Source organism: Pseudomonas aestiva (assembly GCF_039908605.1).
Lineage (GTDB): Bacteria > Pseudomonadota > Gammaproteobacteria > Pseudomonadales > Pseudomonadaceae > Chryseomonas > Chryseomonas aestiva.
Genome location: NZ_CP150916.1, coordinates 3,470,347 through 3,482,367, shown reverse-complemented (window position 1 = coordinate 3,482,367; position 12,021 = coordinate 3,470,347). Strand labels below are relative to the sequence as shown.

The 12,021-nt window shown below is 66.7% G+C and carries 11 protein-coding genes; 5 read left to right on the top strand and 6 right to left on the bottom strand.

The features are described 5' to 3' along the window. Window positions 1-93 precede the first annotated feature (93 nt). From AABM56_RS16165 to AABM56_RS16155, 3 genes are all read right to left on the bottom strand, one after another. The gene (locus tag AABM56_RS16165; protein WP_347883500.1) at window positions 94-963 is read right to left on the bottom strand and encodes an SMP-30/gluconolactonase/LRE family protein; all 870 of its coding nucleotides are present in this window, start codon (window positions 961-963) and stop codon (window positions 94-96) included. An 80-nt stretch (window positions 964-1,043) separates the two neighbouring features. Further along, entirely contained in the window at window positions 1,044-1,730 is a 687-nt protein-coding gene (locus AABM56_RS16160) for a FadR/GntR family transcriptional regulator (RefSeq protein ID WP_133862728.1), read from the bottom strand. Window positions 1,731-1,759: 29 nt separating this feature from the next. Beyond that, on the bottom strand, window positions 1,760-2,515 hold the full coding sequence (locus AABM56_RS16155; RefSeq protein WP_133862729.1) for a FadR/GntR family transcriptional regulator: 756 nt from the start codon (window positions 2,513-2,515) through the stop codon (window positions 1,760-1,762). 268 nt (window positions 2,516-2,783) lie between these two features. Between AABM56_RS16155 and AABM56_RS16150 the strand changes: the two genes are divergently transcribed. Then, window positions 2,784-4,094: an MFS transporter gene (locus AABM56_RS16150; protein ID WP_133862730.1), complete on the top strand. Its 1,311-nt coding sequence runs from the start codon at window positions 2,784-2,786 to the stop codon at window positions 4,092-4,094. Here AABM56_RS16150 and AABM56_RS16145 read toward each other — a convergent pair. The 3 genes from AABM56_RS16145 to pabB all read right to left on the bottom strand — a co-directional run bounded on the left by AABM56_RS16145 (window position 4,067) and on the right by pabB (window position 7,421). Then, window positions 4,067-5,347, bottom strand: a complete 1,281-nt coding sequence (locus AABM56_RS16145; RefSeq protein WP_133862731.1) for an MFS transporter — start codon at window positions 5,345-5,347, stop codon at window positions 4,067-4,069. The two genes, AABM56_RS16150 and AABM56_RS16145, sit on opposite strands and share 28 nt — an antisense overlap. Before the next feature lie 61 nt (window positions 5,348-5,408). Next, on the bottom strand, window positions 5,409-6,029 hold the full coding sequence (locus AABM56_RS16140) for a phosphoadenosine phosphosulfate reductase family protein (protein ID WP_133862732.1): 621 nt from the start codon (window positions 6,027-6,029) through the stop codon (window positions 5,409-5,411). Window positions 6,030-6,077: 48 nt separating this feature from the next. Next, complete coding sequence (gene pabB / locus AABM56_RS16135; RefSeq protein ID WP_347883499.1) at window positions 6,078-7,421, bottom strand: aminodeoxychorismate synthase component I; 1,344 nt, start codon at window positions 7,419-7,421, stop codon at window positions 6,078-6,080. A 153-nt stretch (window positions 7,422-7,574) separates the two neighbouring features. Here pabB and AABM56_RS16130 point away from each other — a divergent pair, with 153 nt between their 5' ends. The 4 genes from AABM56_RS16130 to prpD all read left to right on the top strand — a co-directional run bounded on the left by AABM56_RS16130 (window position 7,575) and on the right by prpD (window position 11,942). Continuing rightward, complete coding sequence (locus AABM56_RS16130; RefSeq protein WP_133862734.1) at window positions 7,575-8,276, top strand: GntR family transcriptional regulator; 702 nt, start codon at window positions 7,575-7,577, stop codon at window positions 8,274-8,276. Window positions 8,277-8,280: 4 nt separating this feature from the next. Then, entirely contained in the window at window positions 8,281-9,168 is an 888-nt protein-coding gene (gene prpB, locus AABM56_RS16125) for a methylisocitrate lyase (protein WP_133862735.1), read from the top strand. A 55-nt stretch (window positions 9,169-9,223) separates the two neighbouring features. Beyond that, entirely contained in the window at window positions 9,224-10,351 is a 1,128-nt protein-coding gene (gene prpC, locus AABM56_RS16120; protein ID WP_133862736.1) for a 2-methylcitrate synthase, read from the top strand. Between the two features lie 106 nt (window positions 10,352-10,457). Next, complete coding sequence (prpD, locus tag AABM56_RS16115; protein ID WP_347883498.1) at window positions 10,458-11,942, top strand: 2-methylcitrate dehydratase; 1,485 nt, start codon at window positions 10,458-10,460, stop codon at window positions 11,940-11,942. Window positions 11,943-12,021 lie beyond the last annotated feature (79 nt).

Sequence of the window (12,021 nt, the reverse complement as noted above, 5' to 3'; positions counted from 1 at the left end):
GACGAGATTTTTCGTCACCTCTGTCACCAAGCTGTTACATAGGGCCCGAAGCGGAAAGGCGCCGCGGAAGGGCGCCTGGGTCGGTAGGATGAATCAGCCGGCGAACCTGTGGCAGGGCATGCCGGCGACCGGCGCGGTCGACTTGAGCAGGGCGCCGTCGAGGGTACCGTCGGCGGCGGCGCTGGTGACGTAGAGGGTGCGCAGATCCGCTCCGCCGAAGACGCAGCTGGTGGGCCGCTGCACTGGCAGCTCGACGATCTCCAGCAGCTCGCCCTCCGGCGAGAAACACAGTAGGCAGTTGCCGTCCCAGCGCGCGTTCCATACGCAGCCTTCGCTGTCGATGGCCGAGCCGTCCGGCGAGCCGCGCTCGTGGGGACCGGCCCAGACGGTGGGTGCACCCAGGTTGCCGCTGGCATCCAGCGGATAGCGATAGAGGGTGTCCTTGAGGGTGTCGGCGCTGATGACGTGGTTGTCCGCCGCGCTCCATACCAGGGTATTGGCGATGCCGAGGTCGCTGGCGTGCCGGCTGACGCTGCCGTCGGGATCGATGCGGAACAGGCCGCCCGAGTGCCGGTCGATGGCCACGTCGCCGCCCTGGGCATCGAGGTTGTTCTGCATGGTGCCCAGCCACAGACGCCCCTGGGCGTCACAGCGGGCCTCGTTGCCGCGATTGCCCGGATCGGGATCGGCGACGCAGAAGAGTTCCAGCGCGGGACGTTCTGGCGGGGAATCGAGATCCAGGCGGAAGACGCCGTTCGGCAGGGTCACCAGGGCATCGCCGCGGACCGTGGGCACGAAGGCGGAGCAGGGACGATCCAGCTGCCATTCCTGATACTGCTCGCCGCGCAGGCGGCAGGCCTTGAAGCCGGCGATATCTACCCAGTAGAGCGCCTGGGTCTCCTGGTCCCAGAAGGGACCTTCGGCCAGTTTGAAGCGCTGGGGAAGCAGCGGCTGCCAATCCATCGTTCACCTCTCTTGTTGTGGCAGGACGGGAAATCCAGGCATGGGAACCTGGAGAGACGCCAAGGTTGCCGACCGAAACGTCAGTCGGTATAGCGCGCCAGGGTCACCGCCGCGCTGTCGATCAGCATCATGCAGGCCCAGACGGCACGCGCCGCATCGCGCGAGGCGATGCCGTCGGCCAGGGTCTTGTGCAGGGGGAGGGTACGCCGCAATTCGTCGGGATCGGCCGACGACAGGGTGAAGGAGGCTGCCAGCAGCGCGCCCAGGGCGGGCACCATCTGCTCGATGAACTGATTGTGGCTGGCCGCCAGGACGCATTCGTGGAAGCGCTGGTCGGCGGTGTTGTAGTCGCCGCCATCGAGCGACGCTTCCAGGTGCTGGTAGGCGACCTGGATCGCCTGGACCTGCTCGGGGGTGGCCCTTTCGCAGGCCCAGCGCACTGCTGCCGGCTCGATGGCGTGGCGCAGATCCAGCAGGTCCTTGACGAAATGGGCGGGCAGACCGCCCGTGGCCAGCCAGCCCACCACCTGGGTATCGAACAGATTCCAGCGACTGAGCGGCAGGACCCGGGTACCGACCTTGGGGCCGACTTCCAGCATGCCCTTGGCCGCCAGGGTCTTGATCGCTTCGCGCAGGATGGTGCGACTGACACCCAGTTCCTGGCAGAGGTCCGCCTCTACCTTGAGGGCGCTACCGGGTGGAAATTGCCCGGCCGCGAGTCGCTGGCCGAGTTGTTCTACGGTAGAGGCATGGTAGCTGCTGGACATGAGGGCATACCGCGAGTGGGTTCTTGCCCTCAATGATCATACGAAATTTCACCTTCAGACAAGGGCTGCGGCCGGAAGGCTTCGGCGACCATGTCATCGACACCGGCCAACTGGGCGATGGCGGCGTGGCGGGCGGTCAGCGGATCACGGTGCTGGATCGCGGTGAGGATCGCCTTGTGCCGGGAGACCAGCAGGTTGAGGCTGTCTCCGGCGGCGAACAGCGCCGAGGAGCGTTCCAGATAGTCCCGCACCGGCAGCAGCATGATGCTGTAGAGGTGAGTCAGCAATTCGTTGTGGGTGGCCGTGGCGATGGACAGATGGAAGGCCATGTCCGGCTCGGCCATGTTGGCGATGTCCGCCGCCTGCTCCATCCGCTGGTAGGCGTCCTCGATGGCCTTGACGTCTTCGGGCTGGGCGTTGGCAGCCGCCATGGCGGCGACCTCCGGCTCGATGATGTTGCGCACCTTGACCAGGGTCTCGTAGAAGCTGTGCCGCGAATCGCTCTCCAGCAGCCAATGGAGCACGTCCGGATCGAGCAGATGCCACTCGTTGCGTGGTTTGACTACGGTTCCGACCTTGGGCTTGGACCTGACCAGACCCTTGGCCACGAGCACCCGGGTGGCCTCACGCAGGACGGGGCGGCTCACTTCGTACTCTTCGCACAGCTGCGCCTCGGGGGGCAGGCGCTGTTCTGGCAGGAAGTGCCCGGACACGATCTGGGTGCCGAGCTCATGAACGATGCGAGCGTGTCTGCTTTTGCGCGGCAGCGGTGTCTTGTAATTCATCGAAAGGCATCCGAAGTCGTCGTGCCATCACTATAACACCATCAGCGCGATAACCGATGTTATCGCGGGCCAAGCGGCTCTGTAACGGGGATCAGCGGAAATCAAGAGGTAAGATCTCTCACTTCGTAACAATATTTTAGTATTATCAAAATAACCTTAAGAGCCGATTAATGGCCTGATTAGGGTATTTAACGATTCAATGATAGTACGTTAGAATTTTGAGCGATCTGCGCTTCAACCGCACAACAACAACAAGTCGGAGAACGCCATGCACCCTGAATCCGCCCTCATCCGTCGGATCACGCTCAAGCTGGTCCCCTTTCTCGTATTGCTCTATCTGGTCGCCTACATCGACCGCTCTGCCGTGGGCTTTGCCAAGCTGCACATGGGCGCCGACATCGGCATCGGCGATGCCGCCTATGGCCTCGGTGCCGGACTGTTCTTCATCGGTTATTTCCTCTGCGAGGTGCCCAGCAACCTGCTGCTGGAGCGCTTCGGTGCGCGCCGCTGGTTCGCCCGCATCCTGGTGACCTGGGGTGCCATCACCATGGGCATGGCCTTCGTCCAGGGACCGAACAGCTTCTATGTCATGCGCTTCCTGCTGGGTGCGGCCGAGGCCGGCTTCTTTCCCGGCGTGCTCTACTACCTCACCCAGTGGTTCCCGGTACGCCATCGCGGCAAGATCATGGGGCTGTTCATCCTCTCCCAGCCCATCGCCATGCTGGTGACGGGACCGCTGTCGGGCATGCTCCTGCAACTGGATGGCGCACTCGGTCTGCACGGCTGGCAGTGGCTGTTCCTCTGCATCGGCGCGCCGGCGGTGCTGCTGGCCTGGCCGACTCTGACCCGGTTGCCGGATGGTCCGCAACAGGTCGCCTGGCTGGACGCCGATGAAAAGCGCTGGCTGGCAACGGAGCTGGAAAAGGACCTGCACCTCTTCGACCAGACCCGCCATGGCAATCCCCTACATGCGCTCAAGGATCGCCGCGTGCTGCTCTTGGCGCTCTATTATCTGCCGGTGACCCTGAGCATCTATGGCCTGGGGCTGTGGCTGCCGACGCTGATCCACCAGTTCGGCGGCAGCGATCTCACCACGGGCTTCATTTCCGCCATTCCCTACGCCTTCGGCATTCTCGGCCTGCTCATCGTGCCGCGCAGTTCCGATCGCCTGGGCGATCGCTATGGCCACCTGGCCGTGCTCTATGGGGTGGGTGCCCTGGCCATGGCCGGCAGCGCCTGGTTCGGCACTGCCGTGCTGCAACTGGCGGCGCTGTCGGTGGTGGCCTTCTGTCTGTTTTCCCTCACCGCGCTGTTCTGGACCCTGCCGGGGCGCTTCTTCGCCGGGGCCAGCGCCGCCGCCGGTATCGCCCTGATCAACTCGGTGGGCAATCTCGGCGGTTATCTCGGCCCCTATGGTATCGGCGCGCTCAAGGCGGCCACCGGCACCTTGGCCTCGGGGCTCTATCTGCTGGCCGCGGTGCTGCTGTTCGGCCTCTTGCTCACCGGCCTCGTCTACGCTCGCCTGGAGCGCAAGAATCGGCGGGAAGAGGGTTATGCCGCGGAGCGTTCCGCCGGCTGACGCCCCGGACAGGTCTCGGCGGCGAACCAGGCGGCGCCGAGACACACCAGGTTGGCCACCAGCAGGTAGGCGGCCGGCGCCATACGGTCGCCGGTGGCGCCGATCAGCCAGGTCACCACGATCTGGGCGGTGCCGCCGAAGGCCGCCACCCCCAGCGCATAGACCAGCGAGAAGCCGGTCGCCCGCACCCGCTGCGGAAAGCTTTCCACCAGCAGCACGATCAGGGCGGCGCCACTCATGCCGTGCAGGCCGGAGAGCACCGCCAGGGTCAGCAGGAAGGTGCCCGGCCCGGGTGCCTGGGTGATGAGCTGCAGCGCCGGATAGAGCAGCACCAGCAACAGCAGTCGCGGCAGGATCAGTACGATGCGCCGGCCATAGCGATCGCTGAGCACCCCGCCCAGGATCGAGCAGACCGCCATGGCCGCGCCCATCACCAGGGTGGCGAGCATGGCGATCCCGGTCGGCAGCTTCAGTTCCACCAGGGCGAAGGTGGTCATGTAGTTGAGGAAGTACTGGGTGATGGTGCTGCCGGAGAGGATCAGCAGCCCCAGCAGCAGTGGCCGCCGCTGGGTGGCCAGCACCTCGCCCAGCACCGCGCCGGCGCCCCGGCTTTCGCCGACGTGGGTATCCACCAGGCCCCGGCGGATATAGAGGCCGATGGGCAGGATCGCCAGGCCCAGCAGGAAGGGCAGGCGCCAGCCCCAGGCCAGCAGTTGCTCCGGCGTCAGCCAGAGGGTCAGGCCATAGCCGATCAGCCCGGCCGCTACCGCGGCCAGCCCCTGGGCCACGACCTGCCAGCAGGCGTAGGTGCCTCTCTTGTGCAGCGGCGCCGCCTCCAGGATGTAGGTGGTGGCCGGGCCGGCCTCGCCACCCCAGGCCAGGCCCTGCAACAGCCGCGTCAGCACCAGCAGGATAGGGGCGGCGATGCCGATCTGCTCGTAGCCCGGCAGCACGGCGATGCCACCGGTGCCCAGGGCCATCAGCACCATGGTCAGCAGCATCGCCGGCTTGCGCCCGACGCGGTCGGCCCAGGCGCCGATGAGAATGGCGCCCAGCGGCCGGACGACGAAGCCGACGCCAAAGGTGATGACGCTGGCCATCAGGCTGGCGAAGGCATTCTGCGAAGGAAAGAACACCTGGCCGATCAGCACGGCGAAGGTGGCGTAGACGCCGAAGTCGAAAAACTCCACGGCGTTGCCGAGCACCACGGCAAAGACGCCCTTGCGGGAGTGGATAGGGCGGGAAGCAGTCATGGGCGATGGTTCAGCAGGAGCAGAGCGCGCGTCCGGAACCGAGCGCGCGGGAGGTATCGACTCAGTGGGCGAGGTGCAGGCCGCACTCGCGGTTTTCGTCACCCTTGGTGGGGTCGAAGTAGTCGAATTCGTTGGGCAGGTCGTGGGCGGTGAGGTACTGGTAGAGGTCCTTGGAGGTCCAGTGCAGCAGCGGCGCGACCTTGATCAGGCCGTCCGGATTGACGCTGACCGGATCCATCTGGGCGCGCACCGCGGTGTCGGTGGCGCGCAGGGCGGTGAACCAGACCTCGGGCGCCGTCTCGCGCAGGGCGCGGGCGAAGGGTTCCAGCTTGACCTCTTCGGTGAAGGCGGCGTGGCGGGGATCGTCCAGCCCCGGCACCGGGCCGTCGATGGCCTCGCGATGGGCGCGGGAGCGCCTGGGCAGGTAGGTCACCAGGTTGAGACCGAGCTTGCGCACGATCTCGTCGGCGCAGCGGTAGGTGGCGGGGGTGTTGTAGCCGCTATCCATCCAGACCACCGGGATATCCGGCTTGACCTGGCTGACCAGGTGCAGGATCACCGCCTCGAAGGGGCGGAAGTTGGTGGTGACGATGGCGCTTTTACCCAGGCCCAGGGCCCAGGCGACGAGCTTTTCGGGATCGCGGCCGAGGTCGGCGTTGATGCGGGCGAGATCGAGAGACATGGCGGGCTCCAGCCGGGGAAGGGATGCCGCCATGGTAGCAAAGCCGGATCAGCTGTGGGTTTCCAGCGTCTCCAGCAGCACCCGCACCTTGGCCAGGGATTCGGCGTATTCGTCGGCCCAGTGGGAATCCATGACGATGCCGCCGCCGCCCCAGCAGCTGAGCATGCCGTCTTCGGCCAGCAGGCTGCGGATCAGGATGGAGCTGTCGCTCTCGCCGCGCACGTCCAGATAGAGCAGCGAGCCGCAGTAGGGGCCGCGGCGGGTTTCCTCCAGCTCGTCGATGATCTGCATGGCGCGGATCTTCGGCGCGCCGGTGATGGAGCCACCGGGAAAGCTGCCGGCCAGGAGGTCGAGGGCGTCCAGGCCCGTGGCCAATTCGCCGGTGACGGCGCTGACCAGGTGATGGACGTTGGGATAGCTCTCCAGGGCGAACAACTCGGGCACCCGCACCGAGCCGATGCGGCAACTGCGCCCCAGGTCGTTGCGCAGCAGGTCGACGATCATCAGGTTCTCGGCGCGATCCTTGGGGCTGGCCAGCAGCGCGCGGGCTTCGCCGGCATCGGCGGCCGGGTCGGCGCGGCGCGGGCGAGTACCCTTGATCGGGCGGGTTTCCACCTGGCCACGGCTCACCCGCAGGAAACGCTCCGGCGAATGGCTGAGCAGGGCGCCGCGCTCCAGTGCCAGATAGCCGGAGAAGGGCGTCGGGCAGGCCGCGCGCAGGGCCTGGTAGGCGGTCCAGGGCGAACCCTGGAAGGGCGCGCGAAAGCGCTGGGCGAAGTTGACCTGATAGCAGTCGCCGGCGGCGATATAGGCCTGGATGGCCTCGATGCGCTGGCGATAGGTGGGCTGGTCGATGTCGGCGGCGAAGGGGGCGGTCAGCCGGAAGCCCTCGGCCCTGGGCGCCGCCCCGGTGTCGAACAGGGCGATCAGTCGCTGGCGTTCCCTGGCGTCCAGCGCCGGATGGCAGACCAGATGGCTGGTGCGGGCCTGGTGATCGCTGACCAGCGCCCAGGCATGGAGGCCCAGGTGCGCATCGGGCAATGCCAGGTCGGCGCGGGTGCCCGCGGGCAGGCGCTCCAGGCGCCGGCCGAAGTCATAGCCGAGATAGCCCAGCAGGCCACCGGCGAAGGGCAGGTCCGCACCAGCCGGCAGGTCGGCGCGACCCAGGCTGGCCAGGGCCGCGCGCGTCCGCGTGAAGAAGGCCTGGCCCGTTTCACCGGCAGCGGGCTGCAGCACCTGCAGCGGCCAGGCCGCCATGAGGTCGTAGCGACCCCGCTCGGCAAGCGGCTGCCCTGAATCCAGCAGCACCGCGCCGGGTTCGCCCTGCAGCAGGGTGAAACGCACCGTGGGATCGGCGTGGTAGGGCAAGGGATGCAGGTGGCAGAGGGGCATGGCGAAATCGGCTGGGAGGGACGGCGCGCTAGTGTAGCGAACCGCCTCTGGCGGAGCGAGATACAGGCTGTCACAGCCAGATTGTCGACAAATGTTGACTGATAAGGCGTTCAGGCGTAGTTATTCGGCCTATAAACACAAAAGGTGTCGACAATGATCGATAGCCCCGTCCCGGCCGAAGCGCCCGAGACCGACAGCGGGACCCTCTCCGAGCAGGTGTTCCGGCGGATCCGCGAGGCCATTGTCCGTGGCGATGTGGCGCCGGGCAGCAAGATTTCCGAGCCGGAGCTGGCCCGCACCTATGGCATCAGCCGCGGGCCGCTGCGCGAAGCCATTCACCGGCTGGAAGGCCAGCGCCTGGTGGTGCGGGTACCCCATGCCGGCGCCCGGGTCGCCGCCCTGAGCCTGGCCGAACTGGTCGAACTCTACGAAATCCGCGAATCCCTCGAAGGCATGGCCTGCCGCCTGGCGGCCGAACGCCTCACGCCCCAGGGCATCGACGAATTGCGCCAGCTGCTGGACACCCACGAGCGCGACCCGGCGTTCCAGGCCGGCACCGGCTACTACCTGCAGGAAGGCGACCACGACTTCCACTACCGCATCATCCAGGCCAGCGGCAACGGCATGCTGGTGCGGCTGCTCTGCGGCGAGCTCTATCACCTGGTGCGCATGTATCGGCTCAAGGTCTCCGCCACCCCCAATCGACCGCGCCAGGCCTTCGCCGAGCACCATCGCATCCTCGATGCCCTGGCCGAGGGCGACGGCGAACTGGCCGAGCTGCTGATGCGCCGCCACATCGCCGCCTCCAAGCGCAATCTGCAGCACCATCCCCTAGTCCAAGATCAGTTGAGGTAACGCCATGCCTGCCGTCAGTCCCGGCCAGAAATTCCGCGCCGCCGTCGCCGCCGAACGCCCGCTGCAGGTGGTCGGCACCCTCAATGCCAATCATGCGCTGCTGGCCAGGCGCGCCGGCTTCCAGGCCGTCTACCTGTCCGGCGGCGGCGTCGCGGCCGGCTCCCTGGGGCTGCCGGACCTGGGCATCAGCGGCCTGGAAGACGTGCTGATCGACGTCCGCCGCATCACCGATGTCTGCGACCTGCCGTTGCTGGTGGATGTTGATACCGGCTTCGGTGCCTCGGCCTTCAACGTGGCGCGCACCACCCGCGCCCTGATCAAGGCCGGCGCGGCGGCCATGCATATCGAGGATCAGGTGGGCGCCAAGCGCTGCGGCCATCGACCGGGCAAGGAAATCGTCAGCCAGCAGGAGATGGTCGATCGCATCAAGGCGGCGGTGGATGCCCGCACCGATCCCGACTTCGTCATCATGGCGCGCACCGACGCCCTGGCGGTGGAAGGCCTGCAGGCCGCCATCGACCGCGCCTGCGCCTGTGTCGAGGCCGGCGCCGACATGATCTTTCCCGAGGCCATCACCGAGCTGCCCATGTACCGCCAGTTCGCCCAGGCGGTAGGGGTGCCGATCCTGGCCAACATCACCGAATTCGGCGCCACGCCGCTGTTCACCACCGAGGAACTGGCCGGCGCCGACGTGAGCCTGGTGCTCTATCCGCTGTCGGCGTTCCGCGCGGCCAATCGCGCCGCCGAAAACGTATATACGGCGATCCGCCGCGACGGCAGCCAGCAGGCGGTGGTCGACACCATGCAGACCCGCGCCGAGCTCTATGACCGCATCGACTACCACAGGTATGAGGACCAGTTGGACAGGCTGTTCCAGCAGCAGAAGAACTGACGCTCCACCCTGAACGCCCGCTTTTTCGCACAACAACTCCAAGAGGAGCGAGACGATGGCAGACAGCAAAACCCTCGGCGGCGCCGGCCTGCGTGGCCAGGTCGCCGGCCGCACCGCGCTTTGCACCGTCGGCAAGACCGGCGCCGGCCTCACCTACCGGGGCTATGACATCCGTGAACTGGCGGCAGGAGCCGACTTCGAGGAGGTCGCCCACCTGTTGCTCTATGGCGAATTGCCCACCCAGGCGCAACTGGACGCCTATCGCCAGCGCCTGGCGGCGTTGCGCGACCTGCCGCAGCCGCTCAAGGAAGGCCTGGAGCGCATTCCCGCCAGTGCCCACCCCATGGATGTGATGCGCACCGGCGCCTCCTTGCTCGGCACCCTGGAGCCGGAGCACAGCTTCGCCGACCAGCAGCAGGTGGCCGATCGCCTGCTCGGCGCCTTTCCGGCGATCCTGCTCTACTGGTATCACTTCAGCCAGCGCGGCACCCGTATCGACTGCAGCAGTGACGCCCCGGACATCGCCAGCCACTTCCTCACCCTGCTGCACGGCAAGGCACCCAGCGACTTGCATGCCCGGGTGATGAACGTCTCGCTGATCCTCTATGCCGAGCACGAATTCAACGCCTCCACCTTTACCGCCCGGGTCTGCGCCTCGACGCTGTCCGACCTCTATTCCTGCGTCACCGGCGCCATCGGCTCCCTGCGCGGCCCACTGCATGGCGGCGCCAACGAGGCGGCCATGGCGCTGATCGAGCGCTTCGCCTCGCCCGAGGAAGCGGTCACCGGCCTCAAGCAGATGCTCGAACGCAAGGAAAAGGTGATGGGCTTCGGCCACGCCATCTACCGCGACAGCGATCCGCGCAACGAGGTGATCAAGGACTACGCCCGGCAACTGGCGGCGGAGGTGGGCGACAGCGTGCTGTTCCCGGTCTCGGAAGCCATCGACCGCACCATGAAGGAAGAGAAGGGGCTGTTCCCCAACGCCGACTTCTACCATGCCTCGGCCTATCACTTCCTCGGTATCCCGAGGCCGCTGTTCACACCGATCTTCGTCTGCTCGCGCACGGCCGGCTGGTGCGCCCACGTCTTCGAGCAGCGCGCCGACAACCGCATCATCCGTCCCAGCGCGGATTACACCGGCGTCGAGCAGCGGGCCTTCACGCCCATCGCCAATCGCTGAATATCTCTGACCGCGGCCATGGGCCGCTCCTGCGGGAGCGCCTACAGCTGCCAATCCCCTGTACGAGCGGCCCATGGCCGCGATAGACGCGATATAAGGAAAATTCATGAGCGCCAACGTCGATCTCAACAACCGACCCGATTACGACCAGGTCATCCAGGACCTGGCCGATTACGTGCTGACCTACCAGGTCACCTCCCGCGAGGCCCTGGACACCGCCCGCAACTGCCTGATGGACACCCTCGGCTGCGGCCTGCTGTCCCTGCGCTTCCCCGAGTGCACCAAGCTGCTCGGCCCCCAGGTGGAGGGCACCGTGGTGCCCCAGGGTGCGCGGGTGCCGGGCACCAGCTATCGCCTGGATCCGGTCAAGGCGGCCTGGGACATCGGCTGCATCATTCGCTGGCTGGACTACAACGACACCTGGCTGGCCGCCGAGTGGGGCCATCCTTCCGACAACCTCGGTGCCATCCTGGCGGTGGCCGACCATCTCTCCCAGCGCCGCGTGGCCCAGGGCGAAGCACCCCTGACCATGCGCCAGGTGCTGGAAGCCATGGTCATGGCCCACGAGATCCAGGGCGTCTTCGCCCTGGAGAACTCCTTCAACCGCGTCGGTCTCGACCACGTCTTCCTGGTCAAGCTGGCCTCCACCGCGGTCAGCGCCAAGCTGATGGGCGCCAACCGCGAGCAACTGCTGGCGGCGCTGTCCCACGCCTTCGTCGATGGCCAGGCACTGCGCACCTATCGCCATGCGCCCAATGCCGGCAGCCGCAAGTCCTGGGCGGCCGGTGACGCCTCCAGCCGCGGCGTGCGCCTGGCCGACATCGCCCTGCGCGGCGAGATGGGCATTCCCGGCGTGCTCAGCGCACCCCAGTGGGGCTTCTACGACGTGCTCTTCAGCCACACCAACAAGGACCTGGCCACCAAGCCGGCCGACCAGCGCCAGTTCAGCTTTCCCCAGGCCTTTGGCAGCTACGTGATGGAACACGTGCTGTTCAAGATCAGCTTCCCGGCGGAATTCCATGCCCAGACCGCCGCTGAGGCCGCGGTGATCCTGCATCCCCAGGTGCGCGATCGCGTCGATCAGATCGAGAAGATCGTGGTGACCACCCACGAATCGGCCATCCGTATCATCTCCAAGCAGGGCCCCATGGCCAATGCCGCCGACCGCGACCACTGCCTGCAGTACATGATCGCCGTACCGCTGCTGTTCGGCGACCTGGTCGCCGAGCATTACGAGGATGCCTTCCACCAGGCCCATCCGCGCATCGACCAGCTGCGCGAGAAGATGGAGATCGTCGAGGACGAGCGCTACAGCCGCGAGTACCTGGAAGCCGACAAGCGTTCCATCGCCAACGCCCTGCAGGTGTTCTTCACCGACGGCAGCAGCACCGAGAAGATCGCCGTGGAATATCCCGTTGGTCATCGCCGTCGCCGCGAGGAGGGCATTCCGCTGCTGGAGCGTAAATTCCAGAGCAACCTGGCGACGCGCTTCCCGGCCGGTCGCTGCGCCCAGATCTTCGAGCTGTGCAAGGACCAGGCGGGACTGGAAGCCATTCCGGTGCATCGCTTCGTCGATCTGTTCGTCTTGTAAGCAGAAGAGGCGACTCGCCCGAGCCTGCAGGGCCATGCAGGAGCGGACGAGTCGCCTCGGAGGTGGGGCAGGGCGCGCC